This window comes from Aeromonas sp. 11P (assembly GCF_051920165.1).
GTDB lineage: Bacteria > Pseudomonadota > Gammaproteobacteria > Enterobacterales > Aeromonadaceae > Aeromonas > Aeromonas veronii.
Window position 1 is genome coordinate 4,073,064 of sequence record NZ_JBQBDJ010000004.1, and the last position, 15,706, is coordinate 4,088,769.

The window sequence follows — 15,706 nt, forward strand, 5'->3', positions numbered from 1 at the left end:
CGGCAAGCTCGCATTAAGTGTTCTGCCCATAAGGTGGAGTGGCACTGATGCAGATCCAGCAGGCCCGCGCCCATATCATGACTGTGTTGGCTGAGGGGGAGTCCCCCCGCGCCGATGCCGATGTACTGCTCTGTCATCTGCTCGGGTGTCGTCGCAGCTATCTGATGACCTGGCCCGAGCGTGAGCTGGATGCCGCCCAGCAGGCCACCCTGCAGGGGTGGCTGGCTCGTCGTCTCAACGGCGAACCCATCGCCCATCTGGTGGGCGAGCGGGAGTTCTGGTCGCTGCCCCTCAAGGTAAGCCCGGCGACCCTGATCCCGCGCCCCGATACCGAGGTGCTGGTCGAGCAGGCGCTGACCAGAATCCCGCAGGGGCCCTGCGCCGTGCTGGATCTGGGCACCGGCACCGGCGCCATCGCGCTGGCGCTCAAGTCCGAGCGGCCCGAGCTCGATGTGTGGGCGGTGGATCGGATGGCGGACGCCGCAGCGCTGGCCCGCGAGAACAGCGCCGCGCTGGGATTGCCCATCGAGGTGCGCGACGGTAGCTGGTTCGAGCCCCTTGGCGAGCCGGATCGCGACAAGACGCCACGTTTTGCGGTGATTGTCTCCAATCCCCCTTATATTGATGGCGCCGATCCCCATCTCGAGCAGGGTGACGTGCGCTTTGAACCCCGCTCGGCGCTGGTTGCCGATGACGCCGGGCTGGCCGATATCCGCCACATCGTGGCCCATGCTCCCGCTTATCTGCTGACCGATGGCTGGTTGCTGCTGGAGCATGGCTGGGATCAGGGGGAGGCGGTGCGTCAGTTGCTGCGTGATGGCGGCTACCGTGAGGTAGCCACGGTGCGCGATTACGGGGATAACGACAGGGTGACGCTGGGCCTCTGCCCGCTGCGCTGACGGTTCCTCACTGTTACACGGCGGGTTGCCTGTGCGCCCCCATGCAAGGATTGAATATGGTTTTTGTGCTCAAACACCTGCACCTCACCCTGATTGCCGGGGCCGTGCTGATGTTTATGCTCCGCTTCTACTGGGTACAGACCGCCACTGGCCGTGCCTACAGCGCGCCGGTGATGAAGGTCAGCGGCTGGCTCAACGGTCTGGTGGTGCTCTCCGGCGTATTGCTCTGCATGGTGCTGGATCTCAACCCGCTCAATAACGGAACGCCCTGGCTCAGCGAGAAGCTGATGGCCATTCTGGTGCTGGTATTTCTGGCGGCGATGGCGCTGCGGCTGGCCAAAAGCAATCTGGTACGCTGGTGCTCCTTTCTGGGGGCGCTCGGCTGGATCTACTTTATTGCCAAGTTGGCAGTGCTCAAACAGACGAGTGTGTTCGGCTAAGGCATGAAGAGAATGTTACACATAGACGAATGGACCGATTTCGAAGCCCACGACATCACCGAGCTGGCGTTGTCAGTCAGCGATGAGATTTATGGCTCGGTCGAGGAGGGGATCCGCGAGTTGAACCTGCTGGACGAGTGGCTGGACGAGCAGATCGAAGAGGGCACCTGCGATGAGGTGCGCCAGCAGTTGCTGCAGGGCTTCTACCACAGCCTCGGTTTTCATGGCGACTGGCAGGATTATTTCTCTGCCAACAACTGCGATCTCAATCAGGTGCTGGTTCAGCGCAAGGGGATCCCGGTCAGCCTCGGTATTCTCATCATCCAGCTGGGACGCAAGCTTGGGCTCGATGTGGAGGGGATCTGCTTCCCCGGCCACTTCCTAGTGAGCTTTGCCGGTGGCGAGGGGGAGGTCTATGTCGATCCCTTTACCGGCGATGAGCTGAGCCTGGCCCGCATCGAGCTGCTGCTGCGCGGCGCGTTGGGGGACTTGGCGACCCTGACCCCCGACTACCTGCAACCCTCCGGCCAGTGGGAGATCATCGAACGGCTGCTCAACGTCAGCAAGGGTGCCCTGCTGCGGGAAGACCGCATGCCCGAGGCGCTGCGTTGCAGCGAGCTGTTGCTGCGGATGAAGCCCGGCGATCCCCTGGAGACGCGGGATCGCGGCTTTATCTACGAGCAGCTCGATTGCCCGCGCCAGGCCGCCGACGATTTTGAATATTTTATTGAACAATGCCCGGACGATCCGGTGGCTGATGTGCTGAAAGTACAGCTGGCCGCGCTGGATCTGAGCCCCAAGCCCCTCCATTAAGGGCGGCTTGAAACTGAAACAGAAGAATATCAAGGCCGCTGCGTCCGGTCGCAACGGATTAACTAGGCTTCAGGCCCTTTTATTAAGGATGTCTTGGAGTTGAAACAGAAGAATATCAAGGCCGCAGCGCTCGGCTGCAACGGAGTAACTTGGCTTCAGGCCCCTTCATTAAGGAAGTCTTAGATGGAACAGAAGAATATCAAGATCAACCAGATCGACGTTGCCAATGACAAACCGTTCGTGCTGTTTGGTGGCATGAACGTGCTGGAATCCCGCGACATGGCGATGGCAGTGTGCGAGAAGTACGTGGAAGTGACCAGCAAGCTGGGCATCCCGTTTGTCTTCAAGGCGAGCTGGGACAAGGCCAATCGCTCCTCCATCCACTCCTACCGCGGTCCGGGTCTGGAAGAGGGGATGAAGATTTTCCAGGAGCTGAAAGCGACCTTCGGCATGCCGGTCATCTCCGATCTGCATGAACCCCATCAGGCCAAGCCGGTCGCCGAGGTGGTTGACGTTATCCAGCTGCCCGCTTTCCTGGCACGCCAGACCGATCTGGTGGAAGCCATGGCCCGCACCGGCAACGTTATCAACATCAAGAAGCCACAGTTCCTCAGCCCAAGTCAGATGAAGAACATCACCGACAAGTTCGAGGAGTGCGGCAACGACCAGCTGATCCTCTGCGAGCGCGGTGCCAATTTCGGCTACGACAACCTGGTGGTGGACATGCTGGGTCTGGGCGTGATGAAGAAGAGCACCGGTGGCTATCCGGTGATCTTTGACGTGACCCACTCCCTGCAGTGCCGTGATCCGCTGGGTGCCGCCTCCGGTGGTCGTCGCGAACAGGTGACCGAGCTGGCACGTGCCGGCATGGCGGTCGGTCTGGCCGGTCTCTTTATCGAATCCCACCCGGATCCGAAAATTGCCCGCTGCGATGGCCCGAGCGCTCTGCCGCTGGAGAAGCTGGAAGGCTTCCTCAAACAGATGAAGGCCATCGATGACCTGATCAAGGGTTTTGAGCCCCTCGATACCTCTGCTTGATGGGACAAGCACTTATCACAAGGCCTCGCAATGCGAGGCCTTGTTTTTTGCGCTTGCCCAGTGAAAGCACGTATAAAAAAACGGCCGATTGGCCGTTTTTTTACTGATACCGCGAGTATCAGCTCTTCACTGTAGGGCGCTGATTACAGGCTCTGAGTGAAAGTACGGGTAACCACGTCACGCTGCTGTTCCGGGGTCAGGGCGTTGAAACGCACTGCGTAGCCAGATACACGGATGGTCAGCTGCGGGTACTTCTCCGGGTTTTCGATAGCATCTTCCAGAGTTTCGCGACGCAGCACGTTGACGTTCAGGTGCTGGCCACCTTCAACAGCAGGCTCAGCCTGAACCGGCAGTTCGCGGTATTCGAACTGACCCAGGTCAGCCAGTTGCACTTCTTGATCAGCAGCGAAAGCATCGCCTTTGACGCAGATGCAGCGAGCTTGTTGCTTCTCTTCGTCCAGCAGCCAGAAAGAGTTCAGCAGAGCGGTGTTGGCGGCCTGGGTGATTTGAATGCCTTTGATCATGGTATGACTCCTCAATGGGAACGCGAATCCAACTGTAAGGAAATTACCCTGATGTATTTAAGCTACCGTCGATGGCGATGACTTAAAGGGCCCTTGCCTTACACCTTTTCTTTGATGGGGTCATATATACCACGGTGGTAATATTACCAAAATTGATCTAGATCAAGAAAATCCGACAAAGCGCCATTTCAATGGGATTAAATTCTTGAGTTGAATCAAAAATAGGTCATTTTTCTGATTTTGTAAGATATCCAAATTATGCATCTTTTATCTCGTTAATCTAGTAATTTAACTACATCTTTTCGGCTTTTTCTGAGGTTAATTGAGGGGTTGGCTACACTCAGCAAAAAAGCGAGGAGAGTGCCGGGTGAATAATGGGTGGCGAAAGTGGGCATGGCTGGCCCTGTTTTGTTGCTGGGCAAGCAGTGTTGCGGTGCGGGCCGAGACGGTGCGTATTGCTGTGGGCGAATGGCCGCCCTATATCAGTGAGTCGTTGCCCAATCAGGGCTTTCTCTGTGAGGTGGTGCGCCAGGCCTTTGCCGAAGAGGGGCTCGATGTCAGCTTTCACTTCTATACCTGGACCGAGGCTTACCGACTGACTCTGGAGGGGCGCTATGTGGTCACCATGCCCTGGTTTCGCTCCCGCGAGCGGGAGCAGCTTTTCTATCTCTCCGCCTCGCTCGGCCATTTCACCACTCGCCTGATGACGCTGACCGGTACGCCCGCGGTCAATCTGGGTGAGCTGAAACACCAGCCGGTCGGGGTGACCCGTGGCTATTTCTATGGCGATGGTTTTGCCGCTCGCCAAGCCGGGCTCACCCTCGAGTGGTCAGATTCCGATGAGGAGAGCATGGGCAAGCTGCTCGACGGGCGGATCCACTATCTGGTGATGGATGAGCAGGTGGCACAGACTCTGTTCCAGCAGGCGCTCGTTCGTCATCCCCAATCGCTGTCACTGACCGGTGCCGCCGACCCCATCTGGTCGCAACCGGGATACCTGCTGATGCGCAAGGCCGATCCCGAGGCGCGCCGTCTGATGCTGCTGTTCAATACCGGCCTGCGCAAGCTGGAGCGCTCGGGGCGTCTCGCCAGGCTCTGGAAAGCGTGAGCCACAGTTGCGTCTTGCGGGCTGGCCCCCTATCCTGAGCCCTTCGCCGTATCAAGTGAGGAGGCCGGGGTGCTGACCTGGAGTGATGTGATTGGCTCTGAGAAAGAGCAGGACTATTTCAAGAGTACGCTGGCAACCGTCAGAGCCGAGCGAGAAGCGGGTAAGGTGATCTACCCGCCAGCCACCGATGTGTTCAATGCCTTCAAGCTGACCGAGCTGGATCAGGTCAAGGTGGTGATCCTGGGCCAGGATCCCTACCACGGTCCCAATCAGGCGCACGGTCTCTGTTTCTCCGTGCTGCCCGGCGTGCGTACGCCCCCCTCACTGGTCAACATCTATAAAGAGATGCAGCGTGACCTGCCAGGTTTCGTCACACCCAATCATGGCTTTCTCGAATCCTGGGCCAAACAGGGGGTCCTGCTGCTCAACACTGTGCTGACGGTGCAGGCCGGTCAGGCTCACTCTCACGCCCATCTGGGATGGGAGACCTTTACCGATCGAGTCATCGAGCAGATCAATGCCAGCTGTCAGGGCGTAGTATTCCTGCTTTGGGGCGCCCACGCCCAGAAGAAGGGACGTTTCATCGACCGCCAGCGCCACTATGTGCTGACCGCGCCGCACCCGAGCCCACTCTCTGCCCACCGCGGTTTCATCGGTTGCGGTCACTTTAGCGAGACCAATCGCTTGCTGGAACAACAGGGCAAGAGTCCGATAGAGTGGAAATCTGTCTGCATCCCACTTGATTGAGTGCAAAGTTCGGGCGACAAATGACCGTATACTCAGGGACATAAGATTAATTCAGAGCCAAGGAGTGCCCATGTTATCCAGTCTGCACAAGGATCATCTCAACATCGCCCGACTTTTGGAGCTGCTCAAGCACAAGCTGGCAGCCATTCGCGCCGAAGAGCCCATCAGCTATTTTCTGGTGCGCGATGTCATCGACTACCTGCGGGAGGTCTCTGACAAGTACCACCATCCCAAGGAAGACCTCATCTATGACTACTACCTGAAATATCGGGTGGTGGAAGGAGAGGTCGCCAACCGCCTGCAGGAGGAGCACGTCAAGTTGCTGGAGGCCGGAGCCGATCTCAAGGAGATGGTGGAGATGATCCTGATGGATGCGGTGATCCCCCTCGATCAGTTCACCACCAAGCTGGAGCGCTTCGTGGAACTGCAAGAGGCGCACATGAACTACGAAGAGGGGGTGATCTTCCCCCATCTGCGTGACTCCCTGACCGAGGATGACTGGCGTCATCTGGAGCAAAACTGGCAGAACCGCGCTATTGGCGATCCCCTGTTCGGCGCCGAGGTGAGCCAGCACTTTCAGGCGCTGGCCAAACGCCTCTCTTTGCCGCTCACGAACGGCTAAGACGAACCCGTACCCGCAGCGCGGCGTGTAACGCGTGAGTGCAACTTGAATGAAAACAGAAAGGCCTCCATCCGGAGGCCTTTTGCATAATGGAGCAAGCTTACGCCTGTGGTTTCAGGAAGTTGCGATAGAGCATATAGAGGTGGGCCGAGCTCCAGCTGAAGTTGCTGGCCCCCTGCATGGCGCCGGTCTCCGGATTGTAGTTTTCGCGGATGGGGCCGCTGCCCGCCAGTCCTTCGGCATTGTTGAACAGCTTGTTGACCAGTGCCTCGGCATCGCTGCGGTAGCCGTAGTTCTCCAGCCCCTTCACCCCGAAGTAGAACTGATCGAGCCATACCCGGCCGCGCCAGTAGATATTGGGGTCGTAGGCCGGATTGGTCAGCGCGGCTGTGCCCAGCGGAATCTTTGTGTTGAACTCCTGGGCGTTGAGCATCACCTCGCGCACTCGCGCCGCTTTCTCCTTGTCGGCAACCTCTGCCCAGAGCGGGCTCCACCCTTCCGGGCCACGGCCGCGGGCGGTCAGCAATTTGCCGACGCAACCGTTGCCGTCAGCGACATCCCCCTGTCCAATCTGGCGATCGTAATAGAAGCCTGATGCCTCATCGAACATGCAGCTGTTGATGTAACCAGCCAGCTGGGTCGCGCCATCGCGGTAGCGGCTCGCGTCGTCCGGCTTGCCAAGCAGGTCGGCCATGTCGGCCAGAATGCGCTTCTCTTTGGCGAGGAAGGCGTTGAGCTCCACCGACTCCTGATCGATGGAGAAACCGATCAAATCGCCGTTGTCCTGATGGTTTTCAAAGAAGGCGACGTTCCAGTCCTGACGCGCCTTGGCCAAATCTCCGCCATAGGTCTTGTCGGCATAGCGTTGCAGCTGGCTCGGTTCGATAAAGCCGAAGCGGGCGGCGTTGTCCATGCCTGACTCCCAACCGGCGCCGTGCTGAGCACCGATATCCATGTCGCTGTAACCGCCCACGTTCAACACCTGTTGATAGAGCGGCATTCCGGCGCAGGCATACCAGCCATCCCCCTCACTGGTACAGCTGGAGAGATCCAGCCCGGCGGGAATACCGTTGAAGTACTGCACCTTGAAGGTGATATTGCCGTACTCGTCATTGTGCTCCACATGCTTGGTGGCGCCATATTCGATGATGCCGTTGCGGTTATTGTCCCGCGCGCGGTACCACCAGTCGTGGTAGGCCTGCAGCTTGGGATACATCTCGGCGATAAAGACCTTGTCCTTGGTAGCGCTGTAGATTTCCCAGATGGCCCAGGCGGAAAGGGGCGGCTTGGTGTCGCGCTCGTTCCAGTTGCCGCCATCGCCACCGCGATCCGCCAGCTTGTTGTAGAAGACGGCATCGATCACCATGCCCGCATCCTGCGGTCGCACCGGATCATCCGGCTGTACCTGATAGTCATACATGGCGCGCACGTTGTTCTTGGCCACCTCAGGGTTGAAGTGTGCCATGGCATAGGCGTGCTTCCAGCTGTCCCAGGCCCAGACGCCGTCGAACCAGCGGGCGGTATTGGAGGGGGTCACTCCATCGTGGAGGATGGCGCCAGCCGGGGAGCGCCAGTTGCCGTTGAGGGTCTCCATTGCCTTGACGGCGATACGACGCTCCGACTCGGGGATACCCTGATTGGAGAGACCGTTGGCAAGGTAGCCCTCCCAGCGGCGGATGGAGTCGGCAAAATAGCTGGCCGGGTTGGCCAGCAGGGCTTGACGGCTCTGCTGATGGCGGCTGGCGTCATCTGCGGAGTGGAGATAGCTCTGCAGGGTGTAGATATCCTCGCTCCCCTTGGCAGCCAGGGTAATGCTGGCGTCGCTTTGGTAGCCCAGTGTCTTCTCGTCGAGGGTGGTGCGACTTGGCAGGGTACGGTCGATGCGATAGCGGGCGCTGCCGCTCTGCATGATGTTCCAGGTGCTGCGCAGTTTGCCGAACTGGAATTCGATTCCTTTGTCGCTCTCGCTGATGGTGCGAGTCCAGCCTGGATATTTGCTGGCAATCGTATCCTTGGCATCCCATTGATTGAGCAACTCGCCCTGCCAGTTGAGGTTGAGGGTGAGCGGTGCATCGGTCTGGTTGATGAGTCGGGTGCGGATAAGGGCGGTGCGGGCATCGCCATAACGCAGCTCCAGCTCCAGCGTAAAGGGCTCGAACTCGAAGCGTTGCACCAGCGCACCGGGAATGGCGTACACCTCCTGCTTGCGGGCGCTGGTGAGCGGGAACGGGCGGCCGTTCGCATCGCTGAGGGTAAGCTTGTCCAGCTCGCTGGCAAAGAAGAGGCTGTACTCCTCGGAGATGACCATGGGGCCGGTAAAGCCCCCCCACTCCTTGTCGCTGGCAGGCAGCAGGAAACCGTGCCAGGCCCCCAGATCGAGCAGCGGGTTGTATTTGAGGTTGGAGTAGCTGTCAAAGTCGCGGAATTGGGTCGGTGTTCCCCGACGGTCGATCACGTCCTTGTACTGGATGGCCTGCTCCGGTTTGGCGACTGTGCTGCTCTCTGTCTGGTTATCGTTGCAGGCAGTCAGTCCGAACAGGGCGGTGCCGAGGGCTACCGAGAGTAAAGTTTTACGAAACATTGCTCGCTCCAATTCCGTTTATGTAGATTAAAAGGAAGATTTTTTACGCTTATTTTTAGTGAAAAGGTGTTCGGTAGCCATTGTATGGCAAGGGAAAAGGGAGCGCTGGCGCGAGATCACACTCTGAAGAGGTGGCAATGTGAGCGGGATCACCGGGTTACATCAGGTTACACAGAATTGGTTTTAAGTAATATTTTACTGGTCATTGCTCGCCAATCTGGCAGGGCAGGTGTGCAGGTATTGGTGGGGCGTCAGGCCGAACTCCTGTTTGAAGCGAGCGGCAAAGCGGCTGGGGGAGTCATAACCGCAGGCAAGGGCGACCTCCAGCGGGGTCAGGCCCTGTTGCAACAGGTTGAGCGCGTGACTCATGCGCACCTGAGCCAGCAACTGGCGAAAGCTGCGACCTTCGGCGGCCAGCTTGCGCACCATGGAGGCGCGGCTCATGGAGAAGTGGGGGGCCACCGTCTCCAGGGTGTGGTCGATGCCGGGTTCCACCGCCAGGTAGCGGGCCAGCCGCTCTGCGAGGGTCATAGTGCTGGCGGGAAAGAGCAACCCGAGGGTGTTGGCTGCCCGCAGCTCGGCATAGAAGCCGCGCAGCAGTTCGGCCTGGGTTGCTTCGCTCAGTCCCCGCTCGGCCATGGTGCTGATGAGCTCAAAGCAGAAGGCGAGCCCGGGGGTGACCTTGACGGCGGGTTCCTCCAGGTCGGCGTGGGAAGAGGCTGACTCGGCCAGCCATTCTGGTGGCGGCGGAGTGAGCAGCGTGATGGCGTGGGAGCGAAACTTGCCCTGCTCCGGCTGATTGACGAAGGTGAGCTGGTGGCCTGCCGGGATCAGCAGCCACCGCTCCCTGTCAAACGACAGACGTCGCTCGCGCCACCACAGTTGCTTGCTCCCCTGGGTGACCCAGATGAGGGTCGGGGCGTAGATGAGCACCCGATGCAGGGGCTGCTGGCGGATCCCGAGATAGTGGCTCTGTTGCAGCAGGGGAGTGCTCATCCGGTTGGCTCCTAGGGAGTGACGAAGGTGGCGGTCAGGGTGGCCTTGCCGAGCGCCATGCTATTGAGCATGTAGCCTACCATAGCGGGCGGGGTATCAGCCTTTACCTCGAGATCATGGGGCAGGGCCCAGGCGGTGAACTGATAGCGGTGCATGCCGTGACCAGCGGGCGGGCAGGGGCCGCCGTAACCCTGGCTGCCAAAGTCGGTGCGGATCTCCAACCCCTGCTTGAGCTTGCCGGAGGTATTGCTGGCCAGTTCGCTCCGGGTGGCAGGCAGGTTCACCACCAGCCAGTGCCACCAACCGCTGCCGGTGGGGGCATCGGGGTCATAGGCGGTGATGGCAACACTCTTGGTGCCTGCCGGCAGATCTTGCCAACTCAGCTGGGGCGAGTGGTTGTCGCCGCTGCAGCCAAAGCCGTTGAAGCTGAACTGTTTGTCCATCAACTGGCCTTCGTGAATGTCCGTGCTCTTCAGGGTCATGGCAAAGGCTGGCATGGCCGTCAGGCAGAGCAGTGGCAACAGGGCACTCTGTTTGAGCAATTTCATCGGGTGACTCCTCGTGTGGTAACGGGTTCACTTTAGCGAGGGTGGGACAGGATTTTGTTGCAGAACGACTCAAGGTGAGGTCGATTGGTGAGTTAATTGAGCCTTTGGGTGGTTTTTATGGCGATAAGGTAAATAGCAGCCATAAAAAAACCGGCATCAGGGATGCCGGTTTTTTGTTTGACGATAAGAGGTGCGGCTTAGCGCAGGATCATCTCGTCACGGCCCGGGCCGACGGAAACCATCGGAACCGGTACGCCGAGCAGCTCTTCGATACGCAGCACGTACTGCTGGGCCGCTTTGGGCAGCTCTTCGAAAGTGCGGCAGCCGGTGATGTCTTCGCTCCAGCTTTCCATCTGCTCGTAAACCGGCTTCAGGGCAGCGGTTTGCGGCCAAATCGGGTTCTCGGTGTGGGCACCTTCGTAAGCCACGCAGATCTTCAGATCCGGCAGACCGGTCAGGCAGTCCAGCTTGGTCAGTGCCACTTCGGTGGCGGCTTGCAACTCGACACCGTTCTTGGTGGCGACCGCGTCGAAGTAGCCGACATCACGGGGACGGCCGGTGGTGGCACCGAACTCGTTGGTGATCTTGCGGAACTCGTCCTGGTTCTCCATGGCGGTCAGCAGAGTGCCGGTACCGACAGAGGAGCTGAATGCCTTGGCCACAGCGATGACGCGCTCCGGGCGCAGACCCGGCAGACCGCCACCGATACCGGCGTAGGCGCCAGATACGTGGGAGGAGGTCACCCAGGGGTATTCGCCGTAGATCAGGTCACGGCCAGCGCCCAACTGCGCTTCGAACAGCAGGGTCTTGCCTTCTGCCTGCAGCGCTTTGAGCGGCATGCTGACGTTGCAGACGGCGTCGATCCAGGGTGCAGAGACTTCCAGCAGCCAGTCAGCCATCTCCTGGGCAGTCTGGGTGAATTCGAAGGAGGGGTAGATAGCCTTCATCTGCGGCAGTTTCCAGTCCAGCATGAACTGGATGCGCTCGACCAGTACGTCCGGCTGTTTCAGCCAGCCGACCAGGATCGCTTTCTTCATCACGCGATCGCCGTAGGCAGGAGCGATGCCCTGACGGGTGGAGCCATAGGCGCCGTCACCCAGACGTTGCTCTTCCAGGGTATCTTCCAGTGCGTGCAGCGGCAGGCAGAGGGTTGCGCGGTCAGAGATGGCCAGCTTCGGAGTCACGCCGGAGGCTTTGACTTCCTCGAGCTCGACGGTCAGTTTCTCGGGGCTGATCACCATGCCCGGGCCGAGGACAACCAGGCAATCCGGGTTGAATACGCCACTCGGAACCTGGTGCAGCTTGAAGGTGCCAAGGTCGTTGACCACGGTGTGGCCAGCGTTGTTGCCGCCCTGGAAGCGAATGCTGGCGCCAGCTTGGCCTGCCAGATAATCCACGATGCGGCCTTTGCCTTCATCACCCCAGTTAGCACCTACGACTACGATAGACGACATGACTCTTTCTCCTAAGACGTTAGGCGTCCATCCTAGGAGCCTGATGCGGATTAGAAAAATTAATTATCTTTATAATTCCGATAAGAGAACCATATAATTATGGCCAATTAAGCGGCAAACTGCTCGATTTTGCCTGGCAAGCCCCGCACATCGCGGGTTGAGGGACTCTTATGCTGGATATTCACTGGCTGCAAACCTTTGTCACTCTGGCCCGATTGCAACATTTTGGTCAGACCGCCACCGAACTGCACATGACTCAGCCCAATGTCAGCCTGCATATCAAACGGCTGGAGCAGGCGACCCGGGTGCGGCTGATCGAGCGCAGTCCGTTTCGCCTGACGCAGGCGGGGGAGCGGCTGCTGCAAAGCGCCGAGCGCACCATCGCCGAGTTGCAGCTCTGCCAGTCCGATCTCAATGCCCTCAACCAGCTGAGTCAGGGGACGCTGGCTATCGCCGCCAGCGACATCATCTCCCGCCTGCTGCTGATCCAGCCGTTCCAGCGCTTCAAGCGGGAGTTCCCCGGCATCGACCTCACTCTGTTCAACACCACTTCGGATCAGGCGGCCGAGCTGGTCAAGGCGGGCAAGGCGGATCTGGGTTTTGTCATGGCGCAAAAGCGCAGCGAGCCGCTCTTCTATACCGAGCTGCAACAGGTGACCTGGTGCGCGCTGGGCCACGGCCTTGCCCGCTGGCAGGCGCGGGCGGTGGCGGGAGAGAGCGATCCCCTCGACGAGCCGACCCTGATCCTGCTCGGTCACGACACCCGCACCCGGGCGCTGATCGACCCGTCCCTGCCGCTGCTGGCCTTGCCCCCTTGCCGCATCATGGAGGTGGGCAGCGTCGATGCCCAGCTCGATTGGGCCGAGGCGGGCTTTGGTGTCGCCATCGTGCCGGACTTCTCCCTGCATCCGCGCCTCAACCTCACCGCGCCGGTCACCAGCCTCGGCGATTTTCCCGGTACCAGTCTGGGCTACGTGGTGCGCCAGAATCAGGTGTTGTCGCGGGCTATCAAGCAGTTGCTGCACTGGGTGGAGGAGGAGATCCAGAAGCCCAACCCCTATCTGACCCAGGTGATGGAGCCATAGCGGTACGGCAAGGTGAGCAGGCCTATCGGGGTGACTGTGCCGCCATCAATTGCGTCACTATCGAACGCGCGTAAACAATCAGGGCCGCCGAGGCTGCCCTGATGCATTTGTGGGTGCTGACCATTCAGGGTTGCAGCTGTGTGGCTGCGCTGGCGGCAGGGGAGGGCAGTGTATCGGTTTTATCCTGCTGCGAGGTTTCGCCAGTCACCGCGCTGCTGGCAGGCGGGGTTTCCTGTTCTTGTAGCGAAGTGGCCGCAGAGGCGCTCTGTGGCAACTGAGTCGACACGGCAGCCGGTGGTGATGGAACCGTTGACGCTGCGGCAGAGGGAGCCACTCTTTCCCCCTCGGTGGTCGGCGTAGCAGTGAGCTCGGGGGTGACCTCAAGTGCCTCTTCGGGCAAGGGATTAACCTCTGTGGCTTCTGTTGCCACTGCGGCACTGCTGGTGGCGGTCGCGTCGGAGGGCGCCTCAATGGGCGCAGTCGTCCCGTTGGCGGCGCTCACCTGCTCTGTCGTGGGCGCCGCCTCCGAGGCCGATGGCGCTGGTGTGAACGGCTCCGGCGTCAGCTGTTCCGCGGTTAACTGCTCGGGGGTCAGTGACAAGGGGGCTGGCGGTTGATCCGACATCCCCGCATGGAGGGGCAGCTCGGTTTGCGCCTGCAACTGCTCGGGGGTCACCTTGCTCAGGGCGGGATGCAACCGGCTGAACTGTTTGACCCGGGCCAGCAGGGTATCGCGCACGGTACGGACGATGGGGTCCGGCAGACTGGCCAGCGCCACCAGTTCGGCACTCATCCCGATATTGTTGATGGCGGTGGTTTGTCCCGGATAGAGGTTGGCGGCGATGCGGCTGCGCTGGTAGTAGGGGTGTTGCTTGAGCAGCGTGTCGATCTGCTCCCCTTCGATTGGGATGAGGCGCACCTTGCAGCGGCTGATCAGGTCGCCGACCGCCAGACTGGGGTGACCGGCTACCACAAACGCGGCATCCAGCGAGCCATCGCACAGCCCTTCCAGCGGCTCGCTGTCCGACTTGAGCTGATAGGCAGCAAACTGCCCGGGTTGCCATCCCATAGCCGCCATCAGGGCCTGGCTGGTGATCTGCTCACCGGCGCCCTTGTTGCCCGGATAGACCCGCTTCCCTTCGATATCTGCCAGGGTTGTGATACCGCTATTGGGAGCGGCCAGCAGGGTCAACGACTCCTGATAGAGGCGAAACAGGCTGCGCAGCTCATTGTTGGCACCCTGCCCGCTGAAGGGGCCGGTGCCGTGCAGGGCGTGATGCAACACATCGGATTGCACCAGCGCCAGCTGTACTTCCCCCTTGCCGAGCGCCTTGAGGTTGGCCATCGAGCCACGGGTGCTCTGCACGGTGCAGCTGTCCCCATGCAGGGCATGGCCAGCATTGAGCACCCGGCAGATGGCGCCACCGGTCGGGTAGTAGACTCCGTTGAGTGGGCCCGTGCCGATAGTCAGCGCCTGGCTGCCAAAAGGGAGCAGCGCAGAGAGTGCACAGAGGGGGAGCAGAAGGTGATGCAAAATCCGTAGAGACATAATTGACCGTTGACTGAGTTGACCGCTGGCTGATGACACAGGGTAAAAGGGATGGGGCTTGCCCATCCCGTTGCTGGCTGATCAGGGCTTGCTGTGGTTGAGGATTGCCCGCTCCATCCGCGCCAGCGCGTCGGTCAGCCGTGCCCTGGTGCAGCCGAAGTTGAGCCGCACGAACTGACCGTCGCCAAACTGGGCGCCGGGGGAGAGACCAACGCCGGCCTGCTCGAAGAAGGCGATGGGATCGGCAAGGCCAAGGGTACTCACATCGATCCAGGCCAGATACGTCGCCTGATGACTGGCCAGCTTGACGCCGGGCCAGCGGGCAACCGCCTGCTGGATCAGGGCCAGATTGGCCGCCAGATAGTCGAGCTGCTCGGTCAGCCACTGTTCGCCACCCTCATAGGCCGCTTCGGCGGCGACAAAGCCCAGCAAATTGACATCGGCGCTGATGCCGCGCATCGCCTGCTGTAGCCGGAAGCGCAGACGGGCGTTGGGGATGATGGCGAAGGAGCAGCAGAGACCGGCGATATTGAAGGTCTTGCTCGGGGCCATCATCACCGCGCAGCGCTCGGCCGCCTCCGGACTGAGGGCGCCGTAGGGGATGTGGCGGGCATTCTTATCCAGCAGCAGATCGCAGTGGATTTCATCGGAGCAGATCACCAGATTGTGGCGCGCGGCGATGGCATCGATGGCCAGCAGTTCGTCACGGGTGAAGATGGTGCCGCCCGGGTTATGGGGGTTGCAGAGCAGCAGCAGATCTGCGGCGGGGGCCTGACGCTCCAGCTCTGCCAGATCCAGCACCCAACGACCCGCTTCCTCAATCATCGGCACGGTGAGCAGGTGACGATCATTGAAGCCCGGCGCCTGCAGGAAGGGGTAATAGACCGGCTTGGGGGTGATGATGCCGCGGCCATGCTGGCTCCACGCTTTGCAGGCGAGGTTGAGCCCCGGCACCACGCCGGGCAGGAATACCAGCCATTCGGGCTCGATAGTCCAGCCATAGCGGGTCGCCATCCGTTCGATAATGAGTTCGATCAGGCGCGGCGAGGGGCGTGAATAGCCGAAAATGCCGTGGGCGACCCGTTTGGTCAACGCCTCGATCACGGACGGGGGGAGACAAAGTCGGTATCGGCAACCCACATGGGCAGCACATCCTGACCCTTGTACTTGTCCCATTTCAGGCTCATGGTGCCACTGCGGTCTACTTCCTGATCAAAATCAAACATGCGAACTCCTTGTGCTGGCAGGATGGGCTTTCACTCTACGGGGTCGCGGCTTCCCTCGCAAGGCGCACACCCGCTT

14 protein-coding genes and 1 pseudogene are annotated in these 15,706 nt (G+C 60.3%); 8 read left to right on the forward strand and 7 right to left on the reverse strand.

Annotation, left to right across the window (positions count from 1 at the left end):
- The first annotated feature begins 47 nt into the window (after positions 1-47).
- The 4 genes from prmC (at position 48) to kdsA (ending at position 3,190) form a co-directional block, all read left to right on the forward strand.
- Positions 48-899 (forward strand): peptide chain release factor N(5)-glutamine methyltransferase, encoded by an 852-nt coding sequence (prmC, locus tag ACTG1P_RS18940; RefSeq protein WP_440001937.1) that lies wholly within the window; start codon positions 48-50, stop codon positions 897-899.
- Between the two features lie 56 nt (positions 900-955).
- Positions 956-1,339, forward strand: a complete 384-nt coding sequence (locus ACTG1P_RS18945; RefSeq protein WP_005334939.1) for a SirB2 family protein — start codon at positions 956-958, stop codon at positions 1,337-1,339.
- Positions 1,340-1,351: 12 nt separating this feature from the next.
- Positions 1,352-2,152, forward strand: a complete 801-nt coding sequence (locus ACTG1P_RS18950) for a SirB1 family protein (protein ID WP_005362204.1) — start codon at positions 1,352-1,354, stop codon at positions 2,150-2,152.
- A 183-nt stretch (positions 2,153-2,335) separates the two neighbouring features.
- Complete coding sequence (gene kdsA / locus ACTG1P_RS18955; protein ID WP_005334937.1) at positions 2,336-3,190, forward strand: 3-deoxy-8-phosphooctulonate synthase; 855 nt, start codon at positions 2,336-2,338, stop codon at positions 3,188-3,190.
- A gap of 143 nt (positions 3,191-3,333) precedes the next feature.
- Here the strand turns inward: kdsA and grcA are convergent, their stop codons facing one another.
- Positions 3,334-3,714: an autonomous glycyl radical cofactor GrcA gene (gene grcA / locus ACTG1P_RS18960; protein ID WP_005334936.1), complete on the reverse strand. Its 381-nt coding sequence runs from the start codon at positions 3,712-3,714 to the stop codon at positions 3,334-3,336.
- Positions 3,715-4,081: 367 nt separating this feature from the next.
- Between grcA and ACTG1P_RS18965 the strand changes: the two genes are divergently transcribed.
- The 3 genes from ACTG1P_RS18965 (at position 4,082) to ACTG1P_RS18975 (ending at position 6,191) form a co-directional block, all read left to right on the forward strand.
- Positions 4,082-4,822, forward strand: a complete 741-nt coding sequence (locus tag ACTG1P_RS18965) for a substrate-binding periplasmic protein (protein WP_440001938.1) — start codon at positions 4,082-4,084, stop codon at positions 4,820-4,822.
- Between the two features lie 69 nt (positions 4,823-4,891).
- Positions 4,892-5,569, forward strand: coding sequence for a uracil-DNA glycosylase (gene ung / locus ACTG1P_RS18970; protein ID WP_005353881.1), 678 nt, complete (start codon positions 4,892-4,894; stop codon positions 5,567-5,569).
- A 70-nt stretch (positions 5,570-5,639) separates the two neighbouring features.
- Positions 5,640-6,191, forward strand: coding sequence for a hemerythrin domain-containing protein (locus ACTG1P_RS18975; RefSeq protein ID WP_005362195.1), 552 nt, complete (start codon positions 5,640-5,642; stop codon positions 6,189-6,191).
- Positions 6,192-6,291: 100 nt separating this feature from the next.
- On the opposite strand, the gene ygjK is transcribed toward ACTG1P_RS18975, so the two are convergent.
- The 4 genes from ygjK to ACTG1P_RS18995 all read right to left on the reverse strand — a co-directional run bounded on the left by ygjK (position 6,292) and on the right by ACTG1P_RS18995 (position 11,770).
- The gene (gene ygjK / locus ACTG1P_RS18980; RefSeq protein WP_440001939.1) at positions 6,292-8,772 is read right to left on the reverse strand and encodes an alpha-glucosidase; all 2,481 of its coding nucleotides are present in this window, start codon (positions 8,770-8,772) and stop codon (positions 6,292-6,294) included.
- Positions 8,773-8,967: 195 nt separating this feature from the next.
- Positions 8,968-9,768, reverse strand: coding sequence for a helix-turn-helix transcriptional regulator (locus ACTG1P_RS18985; RefSeq protein ID WP_440001940.1), 801 nt, complete (start codon positions 9,766-9,768; stop codon positions 8,968-8,970).
- A gap of 11 nt (positions 9,769-9,779) precedes the next feature.
- On the reverse strand, positions 9,780-10,316 hold the full coding sequence (locus ACTG1P_RS18990) for a YbhB/YbcL family Raf kinase inhibitor-like protein (protein WP_440001941.1): 537 nt from the start codon (positions 10,314-10,316) through the stop codon (positions 9,780-9,782).
- 197 nt (positions 10,317-10,513) lie between these two features.
- Positions 10,514-11,770 (reverse strand): adenylosuccinate synthetase, encoded by a 1,257-nt coding sequence (locus ACTG1P_RS18995; RefSeq protein ID WP_005362191.1) that lies wholly within the window; start codon positions 11,768-11,770, stop codon positions 10,514-10,516.
- A 170-nt stretch (positions 11,771-11,940) separates the two neighbouring features.
- Here ACTG1P_RS18995 and ACTG1P_RS19000 point away from each other — a divergent pair, with 170 nt between their 5' ends.
- Positions 11,941-12,855, forward strand: a complete 915-nt coding sequence (locus ACTG1P_RS19000; protein ID WP_021229823.1) for a LysR family transcriptional regulator — start codon at positions 11,941-11,943, stop codon at positions 12,853-12,855.
- 124 nt (positions 12,856-12,979) lie between these two features.
- Here ACTG1P_RS19000 and ACTG1P_RS19005 read toward each other — a convergent pair whose 3' ends face one another.
- Positions 12,980-14,404, reverse strand: coding sequence for a TAXI family TRAP transporter solute-binding subunit (locus ACTG1P_RS19005; protein ID WP_440001943.1), 1,425 nt, complete (start codon positions 14,402-14,404; stop codon positions 12,980-12,982).
- An 81-nt stretch (positions 14,405-14,485) separates the two neighbouring features.
- A pseudogene (locus ACTG1P_RS19010) lies at positions 14,486-15,630 on the reverse strand (MalY/PatB family protein).
- Positions 15,631-15,706 lie beyond the last annotated feature (76 nt).

Bases quoted from the DNA above. Each gene is read 5' to 3' on its own strand.
- kdsA (WP_005334937.1), top strand. From the start codon at position 2,336: ATGGAACAGAAGAATATCAAGATCAACCAGATCGACGTTGCCAATGAC.
- grcA (WP_005334936.1), bottom strand. From the start codon at position 3,714: ATGATCAAAGGCATTCAAATCACCCAGGCCGCCAACACCGCTCTGCTG.
- ACTG1P_RS18950 (WP_005362204.1), top strand. From the start codon at position 1,352: ATGTTACACATAGACGAATGGACCGATTTCGAAGCCCACGACATCACC.
- ACTG1P_RS18945 (WP_005334939.1), top strand. From the start codon at position 956: ATGGTTTTTGTGCTCAAACACCTGCACCTCACCCTGATTGCCGGGGCC.
- ACTG1P_RS18985 (WP_440001940.1), bottom strand. From the start codon at position 9,768: ATGAGCACTCCCCTGCTGCAACAGAGCCACTATCTCGGGATCCGCCAG.
- prmC (WP_440001937.1), top strand. From the start codon at position 48: ATGCAGATCCAGCAGGCCCGCGCCCATATCATGACTGTGTTGGCTGAG.
- ACTG1P_RS19000 (WP_021229823.1), top strand. From the start codon at position 11,941: ATGCTGGATATTCACTGGCTGCAAACCTTTGTCACTCTGGCCCGATTG.
- ygjK (WP_440001939.1), bottom strand. From the start codon at position 8,772: ATGTTTCGTAAAACTTTACTCTCGGTAGCCCTCGGCACCGCCCTGTTC.
- ACTG1P_RS18995 (WP_005362191.1), bottom strand. From the start codon at position 11,770: ATGTCGTCTATCGTAGTCGTAGGTGCTAACTGGGGTGATGAAGGCAAA.
- ACTG1P_RS19005 (WP_440001943.1), bottom strand. From the start codon at position 14,404: ATGTCTCTACGGATTTTGCATCACCTTCTGCTCCCCCTCTGTGCACTC.
- ACTG1P_RS18990 (WP_440001941.1), bottom strand. From the start codon at position 10,316: ATGAAATTGCTCAAACAGAGTGCCCTGTTGCCACTGCTCTGCCTGACG.
- ACTG1P_RS18975 (WP_005362195.1), top strand. From the start codon at position 5,640: ATGTTATCCAGTCTGCACAAGGATCATCTCAACATCGCCCGACTTTTG.